General features: G+C 71.0%; 15 protein-coding genes. 7 read left to right on the forward strand and 8 right to left on the reverse strand.

Annotated features, from left to right (window positions below; genetic code table 11):
• Nucleotides 1–15 precede the first annotated feature (15 nt).
• On the reverse strand, nt 16–423 hold the full coding sequence (locus RIV14_RS09830) for a phage holin family protein (protein WP_075373419.1): 408 nt from the start codon (nt 421–423) through the stop codon (nt 16–18).
• 46 nt (nt 424–469) lie between these two features.
• On the opposite strand from RIV14_RS09830, the gene hisC reads away from it, so the two are divergent.
• On the forward strand, nt 470–1627 hold the full coding sequence (gene hisC, locus RIV14_RS09835) for a histidinol-phosphate transaminase (RefSeq protein WP_075373418.1): 1158 nt from the start codon (nt 470–472) through the stop codon (nt 1625–1627).
• Nucleotides 1628–1675: 48 nt separating this feature from the next.
• On the opposite strand, the gene RIV14_RS09840 is transcribed toward hisC, so the two are convergent.
• From RIV14_RS09840 to RIV14_RS09850, 3 genes are all read right to left on the reverse strand, one after another.
• Nucleotides 1676–2800 (reverse strand): YwiC-like family protein, encoded by a 1125-nt coding sequence (locus tag RIV14_RS09840; RefSeq protein WP_178387913.1) that lies wholly within the window; start codon nt 2798–2800, stop codon nt 1676–1678.
• Nucleotides 2801–2955: 155 nt separating this feature from the next.
• On the reverse strand, nt 2956–4638 hold the full coding sequence (gene pgm, locus RIV14_RS09845; RefSeq protein WP_075373416.1) for a phosphoglucomutase (alpha-D-glucose-1,6-bisphosphate-dependent): 1683 nt from the start codon (nt 4636–4638) through the stop codon (nt 2956–2958).
• Nucleotides 4639–4860: 222 nt separating this feature from the next.
• Nucleotides 4861–5913: a hypothetical protein gene (locus RIV14_RS09850; protein WP_075373415.1), complete on the reverse strand. Its 1053-nt coding sequence runs from the start codon at nt 5911–5913 to the stop codon at nt 4861–4863.
• A 198-nt stretch (nt 5914–6111) separates the two neighbouring features.
• Here RIV14_RS09850 and RIV14_RS09855 point away from each other — a divergent pair, with 198 nt between their 5' ends.
• The 4 genes from RIV14_RS09855 to RIV14_RS09870 all read left to right on the forward strand — a co-directional run bounded on the left by RIV14_RS09855 (nt 6112) and on the right by RIV14_RS09870 (nt 10535).
• On the forward strand, nt 6112–6510 hold the full coding sequence (locus tag RIV14_RS09855; RefSeq protein WP_075373414.1) for a RidA family protein: 399 nt from the start codon (nt 6112–6114) through the stop codon (nt 6508–6510).
• Between the two features lie 289 nt (nt 6511–6799).
• A complete protein-coding gene (locus tag RIV14_RS09860) occupies nt 6800–7819 on the forward strand; it encodes a DUF5129 domain-containing protein (protein ID WP_075373413.1) in 1020 nt (339 codons plus the stop codon).
• Nucleotides 7820–7868: 49 nt separating this feature from the next.
• Nucleotides 7869–9494, forward strand: coding sequence for a DUF5129 domain-containing protein (locus RIV14_RS09865; RefSeq protein ID WP_075373412.1), 1626 nt, complete (start codon nt 7869–7871; stop codon nt 9492–9494).
• Between the two features lie 150 nt (nt 9495–9644).
• Nucleotides 9645–10535, forward strand: coding sequence for a DUF5926 family protein (locus RIV14_RS09870; protein ID WP_075373411.1), 891 nt, complete (start codon nt 9645–9647; stop codon nt 10533–10535).
• A 92-nt stretch (nt 10536–10627) separates the two neighbouring features.
• Here RIV14_RS09870 and RIV14_RS09875 read toward each other — a convergent pair whose 3' ends face one another.
• Nucleotides 10628–11239 carry an NAD(P)H-dependent oxidoreductase gene (locus RIV14_RS09875; RefSeq protein WP_075373410.1) on the reverse strand — a complete coding sequence of 204 codons (612 nt, stop codon included), beginning with the start codon at nt 11237–11239 and terminating at the stop codon, nt 10628–10630.
• Complete coding sequence (locus RIV14_RS09880; RefSeq protein ID WP_070662429.1) at nt 11236–11796, reverse strand: TetR/AcrR family transcriptional regulator; 561 nt, start codon at nt 11794–11796, stop codon at nt 11236–11238. Before RIV14_RS09880 ends, RIV14_RS09875 begins: the two co-directional genes overlap by 4 nt.
• Before the next feature lie 949 nt (nt 11797–12745).
• Here RIV14_RS09880 and RIV14_RS09885 point away from each other — a divergent pair.
• Together RIV14_RS09885 and RIV14_RS09890 are read left to right on the forward strand one after the other, a co-directional pair.
• Entirely contained in the window at nt 12746–14770 is a 2025-nt protein-coding gene (locus RIV14_RS09885; protein WP_256699371.1) for a DUF885 domain-containing protein, read from the forward strand.
• A 685-nt stretch (nt 14771–15455) separates the two neighbouring features.
• The gene (locus RIV14_RS09890; RefSeq protein WP_075373408.1) at nt 15456–16337 is read left to right on the forward strand and encodes a glycosyltransferase family 2 protein; all 882 of its coding nucleotides are present in this window, start codon (nt 15456–15458) and stop codon (nt 16335–16337) included.
• On the opposite strand, the gene RIV14_RS09895 is transcribed toward RIV14_RS09890, so the two are convergent.
• Together RIV14_RS09895 and RIV14_RS09900 are read right to left on the reverse strand one after the other, a co-directional pair.
• Complete coding sequence (locus RIV14_RS09895; protein ID WP_075373407.1) at nt 16334–18754, reverse strand: hypothetical protein; 2421 nt, start codon at nt 18752–18754, stop codon at nt 16334–16336. The genes RIV14_RS09890 and RIV14_RS09895 overlap by 4 nt on opposite strands.
• A 216-nt stretch (nt 18755–18970) precedes the next feature.
• Nucleotides 18971–19335: fructosamine kinase family protein (locus tag RIV14_RS09900; RefSeq protein ID WP_309325166.1), on the reverse strand; the 365-nt coding region annotated here is incomplete at its 5' end.

A 19335-nucleotide genomic window follows, 5' to 3' on the forward strand; every position in this document is an offset into this window, starting at 1 on the left:
CCGGCGTCGTCGGTCTCAGTCCTCGTGGCGCACGAGCATCGCGGCGATGATCGAGGAGATCACCGAGATGATGATCGAACCGGCCACCGCCGAACCGAAGGAGGCCACCTCCAGCCCCAGCGGGACCGACCCGCCGGCGCCCAGTGCCGCGATGTGGTCGGTGAGCCAGCCCGTCAACGAGAGCATCGCGCCGTTGACCACCAGGGCGAACAGCCCGAAGGTGACGATGTAGAGCGGAAAGGCCAGGAACTTCGCCACCGGCTTGATGAGCGAGTTCACCAGCGCCAGCACCAGGCCCAGGACCAACAGGTTCAGCCACATGCGGGAGGTACCCACCCCCTCGGGCACACTCAGTCCGGACAGCAGGCGCGTGGCCAGCCACAGGCCAGCCGCGTTTCCGATAGTTCGTGCCACGATTTCCATGGCTCCATTGTGCCTGGGCAACCTGTGCCGGTGCCAAGATGGGGGCATGACTCCTGCAGCGACCCCAGTTCCCGGCGGACCCAGGCCGGCGGCCCCCGCCGCGGGCTCGCAGGCCGCCCCCTCGACGACGGTGCGCATCCGCCCCGACGTCGCCGCCCTGCCCGCCTACGTGCCCGGAGCCCGGCCCGACGCCGCGGCTGCGGCGCAGATCGCCAAGCTCTCCTCCAACGAGCTGCCCTACCCGCCCCAGGACGTGGTCATCGAGGCCATCACCCGCGCCGCCAGTGGGGTCAACCGCTACCCGGAGATGACCGGGGAGAGCCTCACGCAGGCCCTCGCCCGTCGGTGGGGCGTAGAGGCCGAGCAGGTCGTCGTCGGCAACGGCTCGGTCGCCCTCATCCAGCACCTGCTCGACGCCGTCTGCCAGCCCGGCGACGAGGTCGTCATCCCCTGGCGATCCTTCGAGGCCTACCCGATCTGCGTGGCCGTCGCCGGGGCCCGGGCCGTGCGCGTCCCGCTGACCCCCGACGCCCGCCACGACGTGCCCGCCATGCTGGCGGCCATCACCCCCCGCACCCGCGTGGTCATGGCCTGCACCCCCAACAACCCCACCGGCACGATCCTGACCGCCGAGGAGCTGGCCGAGCTCGTGGCCGGGGTGCCGCGCGACGTCGTCGTCCTCATCGACGAGGCCTACCTCGACTTCGTCACCGACCCGCGGGCCGGCGACGCTCTCACCCTCCTGGCCGGGGCCCCCAACCTCGTGGTCTCACGGACCTTCTCCAAGGCCCACGCCCTGGCCGGGATGCGCGTGGGCTACCTCGTGTGCGCCCCGGGCCTGGCCGCCGCCATCCGCTCCGTGGCCACGCCCTTCGGGGTCAACCTGCCCGCGCAGGCCGCCGCCACCGCCGCCCTGGGGGAGGCCGAGCTGGCCCGCACCGCCGAGCGCTCGGCCGCCGTCGCCGCCGAGCGCGACCGGGTCGTGGACGCCCTGCGTACCCAGGGCTGGCAGGTGCCTGAGGCCCAGGGCAACTTCTTCTGGCTCGGCGTGGGGCCCGAGACGACGGCGCTGGCCGAGCACTTCCGCGCCGCAGGCATCCTCGTGCGGCCCTTCGCAGGTGAGGGCGTGCGGGTCTCGGTCGGGACGACGTCGGACAACGAGAGGGTCCTGGCCGCCGCGGCCGCCTGGCGCGCCAAGCACTGAGACCCGCCGGAGAAGGCAGGGCGGGCTACGGCGTCGTCGCAGGCCTGGTCACACCGAGATCGTCACCAGGAAGGCCACGCACATGACGACCTCGACGACGCCCATCGTCCCCGGGCGCAGCGGGCGGTGGCGCGTGCGCACCAGCTGCCACTGCCACAGCGGCATGACCAGCGACCGCACGGTCAGCACCACCCACAGGACGGCGTGCCCCCACGGCAGCATCCCCGATGACGCCAGCCCCCACGTCACCACCGCCACCAGCGCGTGCGCCGCCACCGTGCCGGCCAGTAGCGTGTAGTTGAAGCGCTCGCGGATCATCGACTTGATGTAGGGCACGGTTCCGCCGAAGTAGGCGGCCGTCAGCGCGGTGACCAGCCACATCCAGGTCCAGCCCGTCAGGGCGCCGCTGGGGGAGGCCCCCGGCAGGGGAGAGCTCGGTGTCCCCAGGCCCAGGAAGCCACCGTCGCCGCGCACCGCCAGGCTGTAGGTAACAGCGGCCATGAGGGAGGCGGCCGTCGTCGTCGACAGCCCCGAGAGCAGTGAGCGCTCATGACCGCGCCACACCTGGTGCAGTGCGATGACGAACAGTGGCGCCAGCGGCACCGCCCACTGGATGAGGTAGGGCGCCACCAGCAGGGTGATGAGGGCCAGGGAGGCCGTCCAGCCGGTGTAGACCAGGAGCGGCAGCATGATGAGGGCGCGTTTGCGGGCCGAGCGGGTACGCAGCCACTGCGACCAGGACCAGTAGGTGAGGTAGCTGCCCCACCAGGTGGGAAGGAACAGGAGGTTCACCCAGCTGAAGCCGCCCACCACCCAGCCGACGATCGGCGGTAGCACCAGCATCGACCAGGCCCCGTGCTGGTTGGGCACCCAGGCCTTGCGGCCAGGTTGACGGCGGATCTGCTCCTGGGTGGGGGGCTTGGGTCGCTCGGCCTGCCGGGGCCTGCCGGTGGCCAGCATGATGTCGTCCTGCGGGCCGGGGCGGGACTGCTGAGAGGGGGCGCGGCGCGGCGAGGTAGTGCCGGACGACGTCAGGGCCTGGTCGGCCGACGCGGCCGCCGGGCTCGTTGGGGAGCCGGTGGGCGCGGAGGACGCGGAAGGCGCGGGGTCGGAAGGCGCGGAGGAGTGCTCGACGTGGTGCTTGGACGGCCTCGACGGGCGTGACTGGCTCACGCCCTCACCTTAATCGCTTGCCCCCGGCGCTGGCCGGGGACATCCTGCGCGTGCGGGAAGGGAGGCAGACAGACGCCGAGCCGGGCATTTCTCGCGTAGCCCTACAGAAATTCTGTCGGGGTACGCGAGAAATGCCCGGCTCGGTGGGGTGGCCGTCAGTCGCCCAGGGCCGCGGCGACCACCTTCTTGGCCTCCTGCTGCACCTGGGCCAGGTGGTCGGCGCCCTTGAAGGACTCGGCGTAGATCTTGTAGACGTCCTCCGTGCCCGAGGGGCGCGCGGCGAACCAAGCGTCCTGGGTGGCGACCTTGAGGCCGCCGATGGGGGCCCCGTTGCCGGGCGCGTCAACCAGCCGGGCAGTGATCTCCTCGCCGGCCAGCTCGGTGGCGGTCACGTCCTCGGGGGTCAGGGCGGCCAGCTTGGCCTTCTCCTCCTTGGAGGCGGCGGCGTCAATACGAGCGTAGGCGCTGGCGCCGAAGCGCTCCACCTGCTCCTCGTGCAGCTGGGAGGGGGACTTGCCAGTGACGGCGATGATCTCGCTGGCCAGCAGGGCCATGATGATGCCGTCCTTGTCCGTGGTCCACACGGTGCCGTCCTTGCGCAGGAAGGAGGCTCCCGCGCTCTCCTCGCCGCCGAAGCCGATGGAGCCGTCGAGCAGCCCGGGCACGAAGTGCTTGAAGCCCACCGGCACCTCGATGAGGGTGCGCCCGATCGCGGCGGCCACCCGGTCGATGAGGCTGGAGGAGACCAGCGTCTTGCCGACGGCGGCCCCGGCGGGCCAGTCGGGCCGGTGCGTGAAGAGGTACTCGATGGCCACGGCCAGGAAGTGGTTGGGGTTCATCAGCCCGCCGTCGGGGGTGACGATGCCGTGGCGGTCGGAGTCGGCGTCATTCCCGGTGGCGACGTCGTAGGGGGTCTTGCCCTCGGCGTCGGGCGTCATTGTCGAGCGCAGCGAGGCCATGGCGTTGGGGGAGGAGCAGTCCATGCGGATCTTGCCGTCCCAGTCCAGGGTCATGAAGTGCCAGGCCGGGTCCACCTCGGGGTTGACCACCGTGAGCTCCAGGCCGTAGCGCTCACCGATCGCGCCCCAGTAGTCCACCGAGGCGCCGCCCAGCGGGTCGGCCCCGATGCGCACGCCGGCCTTGCGGATCGCCTCGAGGTCGATGACGCTCTCCAGGTCGGCGACGTAGGTCTCCAGGTAGTCGTGCTTGATGACGTGGGGGCCGTCGAGCGCCTCGGCGACCGGGACGCGCGGGACGTCCTGCCACCCGGAGGCGAGCAGCTCGTTGGCGCGGTTGGCGATCCACGTGGTGGCCTCCGAGCCGGCCGGGCCGCCGGTGGGCGGGTTGTACTTGAAGCCGCCGTCGCGCGGCGGGTTGTGGGAGGGGGTCACCACGATGCCGTCGGCCAGGCCGGGCCCGCTCGTGCGCACCCCCGCCTCGGTCCCGGCGCCGTTGGCCAGGAGGATGGAGTGCGAGACGGCCGGGGTGGGCGTGTAGGCGCCACGGGCGTCGACGGCGGTGGTCACTCCGGCCCCGGCGAGCACCTCGACGGCGGTGCGCCAGGCCGGCTCGGACAGGGCGTGCGTGTCCCGGCCCAGGTAGAGGGTGCCGTCGGTGCCCTGGGAGCGGCGGTACTCGACGATGGCGGCGGTCGTGGCCACGATATGGGCCTCGTTGAAGGCGGTGTCCAGAGAGGAGCCGCGGTGCCCGGAGGTACCGAAGACGACCTTCTGGGCCGGGATAGCGGGGTCGGGGACGAGGTCGTAGTAGGCGGAGACGACCTCGTCGACGTCGATGAGGTCTTCGGGCTGTGCTGGCTGTCCTGCGCGTGCGTGCATGGGCACAGTGTGTCACGTGCCACTGGTTGGATCAGCCCGTTTCGCTGTGCGAAACAACGGGCGCTTCGAGGCTGGGACGCGCCGGTCGGCGAGGCTGGGATGCCGCCCGACGACGACGCCGTGGGAGGACTCGCCGCGAAGGCCCGTACGGAAGTGCCGTAGGTCCCAGGTGGCGGGATGAGACCTGCGGTGGCGGGTGCTGCGGGGCGCTTCTCCTCGGCGTCAGGGGAAGATCAGGAACAGTTCGAGCAGGTTTGTGAGCGTTTCTGCGAAAGACATGAAAGAGTCGATGTCGGCGTTCTCGCGGTCCGTCAGCCACAGCTCGGCCCGCCTCGCCCGGTTGCCCACGATGAGCAGCGAGCCACGCACTGGGTGGGGCACGTCGTGGAAGAGCGCGTAGGTGTCCGCGCCGGTGTCCACCGCGACGCGATCCTGACCCAGCAGGTGCAGGCGCTTCACCGGGCGGGTCGGGTCGGCGGTCAGGGCCTGCCAGGCCTCGGCCGGTAGTCCCTGCGGCAGGAGGCCGGCCATGTCGGCGTCGTACTCACTGGGGGCCTGGCCCACTGACGCGATGACGATATCGAGGTGACAGTCCTCCCTTTGCGCGGCTAACCGACGGCCCTGATCGGTGTCCACGCACAGGCGCGTCCACCCCATGGCGCCCCGGGCCTGCTCCTGCTCCGAGACGCTGATCCAGTGCAGCGAGCCGGTGGCCGAGCCCACGTCAAGTACTCTGCGGACACTGCGCTTGAAGAACCGTGACGAGGCGTTTCGCATGATGTTGGGAATGCGACGGCCGTGCACGTGGATGAGCTCGGCGACATCGAGTTTGGGCGCGCCGGTGGCGCCGGTGGTCTCGGGGGTGAAGCCGTGGTTCTTGAGCCGCTTGCGCTCGCGGCCCCCCATACGAAGGCCGGTGCGCATGGGGGAGGTGCCCATCAAGTAGCTCCCGGCACTGCGCGTGTGAGGGTGGGCGGCGAAGGCGGTGGCGAGGGTCCGGGCGAAGGGGGTGCCCGTGATCCGCGGCCCGGCGTCGACGTCGACCTGGGCTCCGTCATCCTGTGCCAGCCGGGACAGGCCGGACAGGCCCGGAAGTTGGTCGACGCCGAGACGCTGGGAGGTCTGGGCGGCCGTGCGGGCAGCTGCCCGGCCCGTGTCGGCCGCTGCCCGGGACACCGTGTCGGCTGCCTTGGCGGCACCGGAGGCGGCCTGACTGGCGAGGCCGCGGGCCTGGGAGGCCAGGTCATCGCGCGAGGGGATGCTGGGCAGCTTCATGGCGGTCCTTCATACGTGGGAGCAGCAGGGAGGCGTCGGCTTGAGAATGGCCGGCTGCCTCAGAGGTTAAGAAGCAGGTGGTGCGCAGGACATGGGTAGTCTGGCCCGGGCGTCGGCGCTACTGCGCTGCCACCCGGGCCGCCGCCCCGCTCACCGGGGACGCGGCCGACCCCCAGCGTCCAGCAGGAACGAGGAACCATGACCGCCAGCCGTATCGCCACGACCAACGCCCCAGCCGCCGTCGGCCCCTACTCCCAGGGCGTCTCCACCGGTCAGGAGGCCGGCTCGCTCGTCTTCGTCTCCGGGCAGGTGCCGCTCGACCCGGCCACCGGCGCGCTCGTCGAGGGCGACATCCAGGCCCAGGCTGAGCAGGTCCTCAAGAACGTGGGCGCCATCCTGGCCGAGGCCGGCCTCAGTTACGACGACGTCGTCAAGACCACGGTCCTGCTCGCCGACATCGCCGACTTCGCCGCCGTCAACGAGGTCTACGCCCGCTACTTCACCGGCGAGACCCTCCCGGCCCGGGCCGCCTTCGGGGTGGCCGCCCTGCCGCTGGGGGCCGGTGTCGAGATCGAGGCCATCGCCGCCCGGTCCTGAGCCGGTCCCGACCTACTCAACGAGGGTCGGGGTGTCCTGGCCAGGGGTTGTGCGTACTGCGCGTAGGTGGGGCCTTCGTGCAGTACGCACAACTCTCCCCCAGTGACACCCGACCCTCGTGCAGTACAGGCCAGGCCCACCCGGATGACTGCGGGAGGCCAGGTCGGCTGCCCCCGTGTTGCTCTCCCCATGGCAAGCGGTGTGACCGCGGGTAAGGATGAGGCACGGCTGGTGGCCACTGAGCCACCATCCGACCAGGACTCCGCGTCGAGGTTTTGAGAGGAAGAAGATGCCGCCCATGCGCCTTCCTCTCGTCGTCCGCCTCGGAGGGATCCGCTCGCTGCTGTTCTTCTGCACCATCATGACGGCGGGCCTGGCGGCCGCGCTCTCACCGGTGGCTGCGGCGGCCTGGGCGCCTGGCCTCCTACCCGTCTTGATGCTCCTGGCCATTGTCGGTGCCGGCGGGATCACCTACTACCTGTGGCGCGGTTTCTCCGCACGGTGCATGTTCGAGCAGGCGCTGCGGCACTACGCGCGGGTCACCTACGACTACGAGGCCACCGAGCTCCATGCCCGACTCATCCCTGAAGGCGAGACCCGCGGCGCCCGCGTCATGGCCCACTACCGCTGGTTCCGCGACGAGTACGAGAGCCTGACCCGCTCCTGGCAGGACCTCGGCAGCCCCCGGGGCGCCCAGTGGTTCGAACCGGGAGTGTTCCAACGGGTCTGTGAGATCAAGCGGCGCTCGGCCGCACTGGACTCGACCGACGACATCATCGCCAGCAACGCCGCGTTCCTGAGCCTGTCCTCCAACTGGGAGAGGCTCTGGCACGAGGAGCAGCAACCGGTTCTTCATGAGCTCAACCTGCTCCTGGGCCAGTGTCAGTGGATCGACTCCTGCGCGTTCACCTCCTGCGGCACGGCGGAGGCGCGCGAGCTGGTTCGGGCCCACCACCAGCGCCTCAGCGACATGACCGCGGAGCTGTCAGCCGGCTTGCTGCAGCCCTCGGCGGCGCTCGACGAGCTCGCCTGGATAGCGGCCGATGCCCGCCGGGCGGGGAGCGGCCTGGCAGCCCGCGTGACCGGTGCGGTGCCGCGCCTCAACTCTCTCGACGCCGAAGCCTCCCTCCGCCCGAGTACCCGCAGCCTGCGGGGCGTCGTCGGCCCCTGGAGGAACGCCGGCTACTGGAACCCGGTCAGCTCTGGCGCTGTGGGGGGAACCGTCGCGCCTGTCGGATACGCCGGCCCGCGTCGGTCCCTGAATGTCGGTGTGGGATATCTTGGGGACGGGACCTTCCCAGGGTATTGACGTCGGCACGCCTCGAACGCCGGGCCCACGCAAGGAAAAGGAAGTGCTGATGAGGCACATGAAACAGTCCGGCGTCGTCGGGCTCGGTGGAATCTGGTCGGTGACGGCCTTCGTCGCCAACGTGGTGGTGAGCCTGGCCCTCATCGCCGTACTGCCGATCATGGTCATCTGGCCCTTCGGGGAGAGCCATCACCCCAGCGTGGAGGTTCACGACGAGGCCGGGGTGCTTCAGAGCGAGCCACTGGCCAAGGAGATCCAGGCGATGCGCTTCCGTCGGGACGTCCACGTCGCCGTGCTCACGGTCCCGGGCTGGGACGTCGACAACCTCAACGACTCGGTGCTGGAGTACGCCCGCTCGCACGCCAGCGACACTGAGGTCCCGTGGATCTCGACGTCGAACTCCAACTACTGGAGCGACGGCCTGGTGATCCTGGCGGTCGCCCCGGAGGCGCGCAAGGTCGGCTGCTACTTCGGTGAGGACGTCGCAGTCCCCCTGGAGCAGCAGGCCGCCATCCAGGACGCCGCCAAGAACCAGTACCGCCAGGCCGACTGGTACGGGGGCACCGTCTCCATGGCGGCCAAGGCCGCCGACATCATCGGCCGGCCCGGAGGCGGTGACGTGGGCACGACCTACATCCTGCCCGGGATCTCGGCACTCGTGGGCCTCGCCTGGCTCGTGTACTACCTGTGGCGCGGCTTCACGGCGCGACGCCGGGCGCGTGAGGCGTTGCGCCACTACTCGCAGGTCACCCACGACTACGAGACCACCGAGCTCCTGGCCGGCACGATCCCCGAGGATGAGCCGCACGGGGCCCAGGTCATGGCCCGCTACCGGTGGTTCCGCAGCGAGTATGAGAAGGTCACCCGCTCCTGGCAGGACTTCGGCAGCCCCTACCGCACCCAGTGGTTCGGCATGTCGGTGCTGGGACGGGCCACCGAGCTGAAGAAGCGCTCCGAGCTCCTGGACTCCCTCGACGACGTCATCGCCAACACCGCCACCTTCCTGAGCCGGTCCCACGGCTGGGACCACGTCTGGAGCAACGAGCAGGGGCCGGTCCTGGAGGACCTGCAGTCGCTGCGGAGGCTGTGCCACCAGATCGACAGCTCCGTCGTCGCCAACAGGGGCGCGATCCCGGAGCGCTCCAAGGAGGAGCGGGAGTGGGTTCACTCCTGCAAGCAGCGCCTGGACGTGATGACCTCCGATCTGGAGAACGGTTCGCTCCAGCCCTCGGCCGCTCTCGACGAGCTCGACAAGATCGCCGACGAGACGAAGACGAGGGCCGCCCGGCTCGCGCGCGAGGCCATTGACGCCGACACCTCCAGGTACGCCGACGAGCGCCGTCGACGCTACGACTCGCGCTCCTCCAATGACGCCTTCTACGCCGGCTACTGGTACCTGGGCGGGGGACACGGCAGCTACAACCCGCACTCGACGATCCGCCTCAACCCCTCCTCCCCGGCCATCTCCGCCATCAGCTCATCCGGCTCGGGTGTCGGCGCCGGAGGGTCCTTCAGCTCCTTCACCCCGGTCTCCGACCTGGTGGTGGGGTACAGCTCGGCCTCCTCCTACACGCCGTCGAGCAGCTCCGGCTCCAGCTTCTCGGGAAGCAGCTTCTCCGGCGGCTACAGCGGCGGTGGCGGCTTCTCCGGGTCGGGCTCCTCCTCGAGCTTCTGAGGTGGGGGGAGTGCCTCGGCGCTCGCCCACCGGCGGCGGGCCTCGACGGGAGGTGCGAGCTGCCGCGGGCCGTCGTGAGGCGCGTCATGGGGTGGCGACGGGCCGCCGTCGACCTCGGTGGGGCGCCACGCGGCCGGTAGGCTGACGGGCATGTCGAAGAAGAAGCGCCACGGGCGCCGTCCGGCCGCCGCGTCGGCCAAGCCCCGCAAACAGAGCATCGAGTTCGTCGCCCGCCCCTTCGCCGGTCTGCCGGCCGAGGAGGACCTCGTGGCGATGGCCCAGATCATCCCGGCCGCCACGGCCACCGTGCGCCTGACCAAGGAGTACGGGGGCAAGCAGATCCAGCTCGTCACGCTTCTGCCCGAGTTCGTCCAGGGGCTTAAGCGCTCCGACGGTGAGGTCCTCGTGGCCATGCAGACCTCCATGCACTCCGGGGACGCCTCCCGCGACGTCGCCGCCGCCGTCCTGGCCACCCTCGAGCTGCCCGAGGGCCAGGCCCTGCGCACCGACGGTCTGCCCGAGCCCGGCCCGCGCCTCCAGGACATCCTCGACACCAGTGAGGCGCCGGTGGTCTCCGTGCGCGAGACCTTCGACTTCTGGATCGACCCGCAGGCCGGGGCCGGTGACGCGCAGGCCCGCCAGGTCATTGAGGAGGCCATCGAGCGCGCCAAGGAGGAGATCGCCCCGACCCGGCCCGTGCCCGGCGTCGAGCACGCCTACTGGTGCCGACTGGGCGCCAAGGAGTTCGTGCGCTGGGTGCGCGGGGAGGATGAGGACGAGTTCTTCAACGCCTTCGCCCGCATTCACGCCGCGCGCGAGTCCGACCTGGAGGAGGGGGCGCGTTTCGTCGGCGCCTTCCGGGCCAACGGCCTGGCCATCCCGGTGTGGGAGCTCGTCCCCGGCACGGAGGCCGACGAGCTCACCAAGCCGTTGCAGGCCATGGGTAAGCGCCTGGAGGCCGCACTGGCCGACGCCAGCCCCCTGAGCCCCGAGGTCCGCCGCGCCAAGGCCGGCATCATCTCCCGGCAGGTCAACCTCTGACCCTTTCTCGTCGAGCCGGGCATTTTTCGCGTAGCCCTACGGAATTTCTGTTGGGCTACGCGAAAAATGCCCGGCTCGGTGGTGCTCATCCCTCACTTCACCACGAGGCGGGCGACGTGCTTGAGGTGCTTCTTGTGCTGGCGTCGGCCGGCCTTGCCCACCTTGCCGAAGTTGACCCAGCTCCGTCCGCGCATGCCCAGCTGCTTGAGGGCGGCGCCCAGGAACACCGAGCTGACGTAGTTGCCGCAGAACCGGCGCAGGAACCAGGTCGGGGCGGTTGAGGTGGTGAGTACCAGCACCTGCTGGATGTGGGTGAGGTGGCCCTTCACCCCGGAGGCCGTCGCGTGGTAGGCCCAGTTCTGCTTCATGACCTTGTCCACGAAGCCCTTGACGATGGCGGGCACCTCGCTCCACCAGATCGGGCAGATGAAGACAATGCGCGAGGCGCCCTCGATGAGCTTCTGGTAGTGGCTCACCAGCGGGTCCAGCGTGCCGCCCTCGCTGAACAGGGCCAGCTCCTCGGCGGTGTAGCGCGGGTCGAAGCCGTCGGCGTAGAGGTCGACGACGTCGTAGGGCTGGCCGGCCTTGTCCAGGGCGGAGGTGGCGGACTCGAGCACGGCGTGGTTGAAGGAGCCGTCGTAGGGGTGGGCGTAGACGATGAGGGTGCGCTTGCCCGTTGTCTTGAGGGTGTTCTTGGCGGTCATGAGTTATCTCCAATCGTGACGATGGCGCGCAGGGCTGCGCGGATGAAGGCGGCGTCAGCGTCGGTGGCGCCGGCGGCGATGAGCTGGGTGTAGCCCTGAAGGCAGGACCACACCAGAAGGTGAAGCGGTTCCGGCTCGGTTCCTCGCTGTGCGGCCAGGCGCTCCACCTCGCCACGGGTCAGCGCCAGCAGCGGGTGCTCCTCTAATCGGTCGAGCGCGGCGATGGCCGCGGGGCTGACCTGATTGAACTCGAAGAGTCGCGGGTGCTCGGTGGCCAGGTCTACCAGGAGGGAGCCGATGCCGACGAGCGACTCGATCGGATCATCCTGGATCAGGGGGACGGCACGCTCGCCCAGCGAGGTGGACAGCTGACGCGCCGCAGCCTCGAAGAGGCTGGTCTTGGACGGGAAGTGCTTGTAGCAGGCGGGTGTGGTCACCTGACACGCACGAGCCACGCCGCCCAGCGTCACCTCGCTCCAGCCGTGGGTCTCGATGAGGTCCAGGGTAGTGTCGATGAGTCGCTGACGGGTGTCCGTGCTGCGCCGGTCTATCTTCACACTAGATAGGTTAACTTAGTTAACCTATCTGTCAAGGTGGGGAGAGGTGCCGGGACTGTTGGGGTGCCGGCAGGTCGGGGTCTTCGACTCCCGAGATAGTGGCGATGTGCACCCCTTCGGTGACGTGCTCACGCAGTCTCGACGCCCAGGCAGGCTGTCCATCTGTGTTGTAGGTGCCATGACAGCTGAAGCCCTCAGAAGTCATGGGGCGCCACGGTCCGACTGCCGCTGTCAACCCTGAACGACCAGCATGTGGTCGATGCAGGATCCAAGGGGTGGCGCTCAGAGGGTGGACGAACACCTTGTTAACGTTGCCAATGGCGGTAGCGCAACGACGTCGGCGAACTTCCGAGAGTGCCTCTGACCTGCGCAGATATCGGTATGGGTGAACCTCGACCGCAGATCCTTGACACCACCGGCGCCGCGTCCTTCAATCATGTCCATCACGGCGCGATGAGCGTGCGACGAGCGCTCCACGCCGGGGTGCCTCGGCCCGTCCAGGATGAGAGGAGCACTGATGACCCGTACCGTTTGCGGCTGCGCGCCGCGGTCGACGGCCATGCGTGTCAGTCTGCTGCGCCCCTGCTCATCGGCTGGCCGCCATCGACGCCTCTCGACCGCTACCCAGTAGCCACTCGCTGATCCCGGCCCGCGCCCTCGGGCGCCCGTGTCGGTCGGAGGGGGAGCCCCGGCTCCCCGCATCCGAGGCCGAGGTTCCGGTCCGGGCTCGTCGTAGAGCCTCGCACCTCGGGGTCAGACCAGTACCAGTTCCTACCCGCGCCCGCCGCCTTCAAGCAGGGCGAGGCGCCTATCAACTATCCAATCTTCTTCGCCGTCAGATCTGCGATGCCTATGGACCTTTGTTCCGCTTCCTGGCACCCTGGTGAAACGGCAATGTCGCCGCCGGGCCCGCACGCCATGCGGTGAGTGAAGCGAAAGGCCTGTTGTGATGACCGATCACCCCTCTAAGTACTTTCCCGCCGAACCTGCTGCACCTTCGACCGGCTCCCGCACGCAGGACGCCCCCGCAGGCACGGCGGACGTCACGCCTGTGCCCGTCACCAGTCCGGTGAGCACCGGGCCGCCCGAGCGGCCACCGGTCCATCCGCACTACCCGAGCTCAGGAACCTGGCGGGCCGTCCGCACGGCCGGCGCCCCCTTGAGCGTGCATGAGGTCGAGGCGGCAGCCTCCGCGGCGCCCGCCGCCCACACCTCCGCCCAGACCGTCACCCGCTCCTCGGTCCACTCGCCTTCCGAGACCGCGGCGGCCGGCGTCGTCCTGCGTGACCTTGCTGACGAGTACGCCCTGCTCCTGTGCGCCCACGACCCTGAGGCGGCCGCCCGCACCGGTCTGCCCGGCGGGACCATCCTGCCCGACTACTCGCCCGCGGGGCTGGTCGAGCGTCTCAGTGCCGAGCGCTCCCTGCGCCACCGCGTGGCCGCCGTCGACCACTCGACCGGCTCTGACGAGCTCCTGCGCCGCCACCTCCTGGAGCGTCTGGAGACCTCCATCCAGTTCATCTCCGCCGGGGAGGAGGGTGGCAACCTCGGTTTCCTCTCCTCGCCGTTCCAGCAGATCGCCCGTCAGCTGCATCGGCCCCCTGAGGCCCCCGACCGTGCCGGCTCCGAGGAGGCGGACCTCGCCGAGGCCGAGGCCAAGTGGGAGGACGCCTGGAACCTGCACCGCACCCGCCTGGAGGCGCTGCCCACCGCCCTGGAGGGACTGGCCGCCTCCCTGGCCGCCTCCGCCGAGGCCGGTGTGATCGCCCCGCTCAGTCAGGTCGACGTCGTCGCCGGGCAGGCGCGCGACCTCGCTCGGCGCCGCACTCAGGCGCTGCCCGAGGACCTGCCGGCCACCCTGCACGTCCAGCTTCAGGAGGCCGACATCGTCGCCCGCCGCGCCGCGTTGGACTTCGCCTCGCACCTGCGCACGACGCTCTCGCCTCGCGCTCCCCAGGCCGAGGGGGTCGGCCCGCAGCGCCACGCCCTGTGGATGCGCCGCGTCCTGGGCACGCGGGTCGACCCCGAGGAGACCTATGCCTGGGCTACCGAGGAGTTGGGGCGGGTCATCGCCGAGCAGGACGCCATCGCCGTCGACGTCCTGGGACCCGGCGCCAATGCCGGCAGCCTCAACCGGCACCTGCGCGCCGACCCGACCCGCGCCCTGCGCCCGGAGGACTACACGACCTGGGCACAGGAGGTGGCTGACGAGGCCTGGGACGCCGTCGTCGGCCGGATCCTCGACCCGCCCGACGGCCTGGGCCGTCCCCGAGTGCGCCTCGGGGAGCCCGGCGACGGCGCGGTCCACTACGAGGAGCCGCGCGGTACCGGCGGGGAGCGCCGGCCCGGCATCGTCATGCGCTCCCTGGCCGACGGCGAGCAGCTGGTGTGGCCGTGGAAGGAGCGGACCACGATCCTGCACGAGTCGGTCCCGGGGCACCACGTCCACGTCGGTGCGCACGCCACCAGCACGCGCTTGACCGCCTGGCAGCGCTACCTGGGCTCCGTGCCCGGGTGCGACGAGGGCTGGGGCCTGTACGCCGAGTCCCTCGCCGACGAGTTCGGGCTCATGCCCACGCCCGAGGACCGCTTCGGCCGCCTGGCGGCACGCCGTTGGCGCCTGGCCCGCGTCCTCGTGGACCTGGGAGTCCACTCCCGGCTCCCCGTGCCCGACGACGTCGCAGCCCTCCCGGGGGCCTGCCACGAGTGGAACCGGGCGACCGTCACCGCGGTGCTGCGCCACCACACCGTGATCTCCGAGGGGCGTCTGCGTTTCGAGGTCTCCCGGCACCTGGGGTGGCCGGCCCAGCCGCTGGCCTACGCGGTGGGGGAACGGGTCTGGCAGGCCGGTCGGCGCCGCGCCCAGGCGCAGGCCCGCACCGAGGGCGGCGAGCTGGACCTGCGCGCCTTCCACAACCGGGGCATCGACCTGGGCAGCGTGGGGCTCGATCTGCTCGCAAGCGCCTTGCACTGACCTGCACAAAGGGTGCAGGGGTGGTGCTGCCGGGGCCGGCCCTGCCGTCGGTCGGGCCCCGGGGCACTTGTGGACGGCGCTCTGGTCCGCCCCCGCCCGCCAGAGGTCGGCGGAAGGCAGGGCGGCGTGGGGTGGGTGCCCTAGTGAATGCCCCGCTGCCTGCGCTGATGAGTGGGGGCGGTGAATGCTGCGGGTTGGGCGGCCTGCGGTGAGGACCAAGGCGTGCCGGGGCGGCAGGGGAGTCGCCCCGGCACACGGAAGGACGCGAGATGCGCCAGCGGAACCCGGCTCCGTTGACGGGCTCCTTGTCTCCACTGTGCCACGAGAACCGGGTGTGACATGCCGAAACAGACAACTCTAGCGCCAGAATGAGGGAATCTGATTCATTGCTGCAAGATTTCTCAGTTTCTCCGGGGACCGTTGTCCCATGCTGAAGGTTTGACACAAAATTGCTCAGGAAGGCCTGAGTGGGGTGGTTGTCCTTCTCGCGGCACATCGGCGTGTCGCAATGACTGGCACGACGCCCGCGGGGCCAGGCTGGCGTGCGTCCGCCGCTCGCGGAGCCTGAGGATCCCGCGCCGTGTCGCACGAGATCGAAGAACTTGACGGGCCTCACAAAAAAGGTGCGCGATAACGGGGCGCTCAGGTATCGGCTGGAAGCCAAGACTCTGGATACCCTGGGGGAGTGAGTTCCACCAAGCGGCCCGACCAGCGCGTTGCCGTGGTCATCCCTGCCAAGGATGAGGCTGAGCGCATCGCCACCACCGTCCGGGCCTGCCGCTCCATCCCGCGAGTGGACCTTGTCATCGTCGTCGACGACGGCTCGACCGACGGGACCCAGGACCACGCCCGCGCCGCCGGGGCCGTGACGGTCCGCCACTCCGTCTCGCGCGGGAAGGCCTCCGCCATGGAGACCGGGGCCTCCGTCGTCGCCATGCGTGACTACTCCGACGGTCCCGCCCGGCTGCTGCTGTTCATCGACGCCGACCTGGGGGACTCGGCCGCCTCCTGTGCCGAGCTGGTGCCTCCGGTCATCGACGGCGTGGCCGACATGTCCATCGCGGTTCCCCCCAAGCAGTCCGGGGCCGGCGGCCGCGGCCGGGTCGTACGCGCCGCCAGGCGGGCCATCTCGCTGTCCACCGGGTGGCTGCCGGTGGCGCCGCTGTCCGGCCAGCGATGCCTGAGCCGTGAGGCCTATGAGAAGGCGGTGCCCCTGGCTGACGGCTGGGGGGTGGAGGTCGGCCTGACCATCGACGTCCTCGTGGCCGGGCTCGCCGTCATCGAGGTCCCCTGCGACATCACCCACCGCGTCACCGGTAACGACCGGGCCGGCACGATGCACCGCGCCTCCCAGTACAAGGATGTCCTGCGGGCTGTGACTCGGCGCAAGCTGCGCCGCCATCGCGTGCCGCGCGCCTCCTTCGAGAAGGCGGCCGCTGAGCAGGACCACTTCTTTGCCTACCGCGCCGTGCCGCAGACCCCCAAGGCTGACGACGACGTCGAGCCCGCCGAGAAGCCGCACCATGGTGACGGATCGCAAGCCACCTCGGAGACGGCCGAGCGCTAGCGCGCCGACTCGCTCCCGGTCAGCGTCAGCGCCAGCAGGGCAGGGGCGGCGGCCACCAGGATGAAGCCGGCCATCGTGACACCGGAGTCGTTGACCAGGACGGCCACGAGCGTCAGCACCCCCAGGGACTTCAGCGCCGTCGACGCCCAGTGTGCGGAGGGGGACAGTTCACGCGTGAGGGGACAGGGTTCCAGTCCCCCAACGCGCGGAATGTCCCCGTGGGCGGCGGAGGCGAGCCAGGCGTAGGGGCTCGTGCCGTTGCGCCAGGCCCGCACCTGCCGGCGCCCCCACCACAGGGCGGCAGCCACGAAGGCCACGGCGCAGCCCAGGGCCGTTGCCATGACCGGATTCGTGATGAAGGGGCCGACTAGCGCGTACGCCTTGCGCCCCAGCACGCCTGCGGCCGAGCCGTCGGCCACCTGACGGGCGAAGCGCCCCAGGTGCGTGGGCCCACCGGGGCGGATGAGGTCAATGACGGCGAACCCGCCCACCACCAGGACCGTTACGGCCCCGATGGCCAGCCAGCGCCGCCAGCTCAGGCGCAGACCTGCCAGGCCCGCCCCGAGGAAGGCCAGCGTCGGCACCAGCGTCAGGGCGCCGCCCACGTCCGCGCCCAGCTGCGGGGCGCCATCAACGAGCAGCGCCGCCCCGCCCAGCAGGGACGTCACCACCAGCGCGGTCCGCCTCCCACCGCCCAGCGCCGCCCAGACACCGGTGATGACGACGATGAGCGCACCGGCCGCCAGTGCGAAAGCCGTATTTGACACTCCGTAGAAACGACCCGCCACCACGGCGTTCATGCCCAGTGGGTTGTTGAAGGCCAGGGGCGCGCCCGCAGCGGCGTCGACCAGCCAGGCCAGCGGGATCGCTGCCGCCACCAGCAGTGCTGTCAGGCTCGTCCCGTTGCGGGGTGCAGGCGCCGACGTGGAGGGGGTGGGGTCGCCGGCCTCGTCCGGTTGCGGCTCGGCCGTGGCCTCCCCCCGGGCGCAGAGGGCGTCGGCTGATCCGGCCGGCTCGGCGGCTCCCGTGGCGCCGAGCGCTGAAGGCGAAGGAAGCGGTGAGGCGGCGGAGTGGGACCGTCGGCGCCGTCGCGCCAGCGCCACGATCCCGGCGGCCAGTCCCACGATCCCGGCCGCGGCCAGCGCGGCTGCGGCCATGGCGACGAGCGAGGCCCATCCCGAGGGGGAACCGGCCCGAGCCCCCACACGCCACCACGGGGCGGCATTGACCAGCAGCAACGCCGTCGGCAGACCGCTGAGGTAGACGGCCACCCACGTGACCAGGCGGCGGAGAGCCGTGCGCCGGCTCGCCTTCGGGGCGCGCAGCGCGACGGCCGCCCAGACCAGGAGCGCCACGGTCAGCCCCATGAGCAGGGCGCTGGCCTGCATAACCGTGGCCTGGGAGGCGCGGGCGTGCAGGGCGTCGTCGGCCAGCCGCGAGATGCGGGCGTCCCCGGTGGCGGTGCTTGTGTCGGCCGTTGCCACGCCTGCGCGGCCGGTCTGGGGCAGCGTGAGCGCCTGGCCGTCGAAGGCCGGGTCACGGCGGCCGGCCAGGGCGGACACGAGAGTCGGGGTGAGGTCGGTCAGCTGGACCAGGCCCGGCTGGTGCGTGGAGTCGCCGACGACAAGACCCTCGGAGGTGCCGCGCGCGCTCCTCGTGCCCGCGGGCAGGACCGCCATCTGGGGCCCGGGGGCCTCGTCGTCGGCCAGGGAGGCGATGATGATGCGGGTGCCGGGGCGCGCCCGCTCCTGGACCGTGCGCAGGGCGTCGTCGAGGGTGGCGATCCGCTCGGCGTCGGTGGAGGCGGCCCGGGCGGTGTCGACGATCGTGAGGTCAGCGTCAGCGGCCAGGGCCTCAGCCACCGACGGCACCAAGGGGCCGGGCGTGTTCTGCGAGCCCCCCGGTACCCCCGTGGCCAGCTGTGTGCCGGGGCCGACGGCCCGGATCGAGACGTCGCGCCCGAGCGCCCCAGCCAGAGGGGTGTCGCGGGGGATCGCGGTGGTGGGGCCGGTGCAGGAAGCGGCCGGTTCGATGGCGCGCGCGCGCTTGCCCCTGCCCAGGGTGAGCCAGGCGTCGGCCGGGCAGGTGCGGTCTGCCGGGGTGCGCACGGACAGGTTCATCGGCTCGCCCCGCCAGGCGAAGGCCAGCAGGTGGGTGGCCGCCGAGCCGGTGCCGGAGGAACCGGAGTCCTCACCGGCGCCCCCGCGGGAGGCCTGCTCCCGCAGGTCCGCCCAGGTGAGATTGCTCGTCGCCAGGACGACCACCGGCGCCGGCCGCGAGGCCGAGGTGGCATCGGACGCAGGCGCCGCCCCGGATTCCGGCGCCGTCGGAGCCGCGCTGGCGAGGGCCGGACCCACCACCGCCAGGATCATGCCGATGACCACCAGCAGCACGAGGGCGTACACGACCCCGCGCATCAGGCGCTGTTGACGTCGTCGAGGTCTCACCCGACCAGCCTACGGGGCCGCGTAGCCCGAAAAGTGTCCAGATGGGACGACTTTGACGTCGTCTCTGCTGGTCGACGCGCAGGCAAATTGCTTTGACCAGCACAAACGCGGACGGCTCTTCTTCTAGCCGGTTTCAAAGTCGTCCCAGGCGGACAAAATGGGTGCGATGTCCTGGCTGGCATCGGCTCACAGGTACTGGCGGGCCACGGCGACCGCCTCCCCGCCATAGCCTCCGCCGAAGAGGAAGGCGTGAATCATAATGATGTGCCAGGAGTGCAGGCCCACCCGCTCGCGCCAGCCCTCCGCCAGCGGCGAGACCTCGTGGTAGGCCGCGTAGATGCGATCCAGGTAGCGCTGCCCGAACACTCCCAGGGCCGCCAGATCGGTCTCGGCGTGCGCGCCCTGCGCCATCGGGTCAATGAGCACGCCGACCACCGTCGGCCCGCCGACCGCCCCGCCCGCGGGTGCCTGTCCGGGGTCGGGCTCCTGCGGTCCGAGCCCGGCTCGCGGCGGCGCCCACTGGGCGGCCTCATCGGCCGGGGTCCACAGGA

The sequence above is a fragment of the Actinomyces acetigenes genome, assembly GCF_031296635.1.
Classification (GTDB): Bacteria; Actinomycetota; Actinomycetes; order Actinomycetales; family Actinomycetaceae; genus Actinomyces; species Actinomyces acetigenes.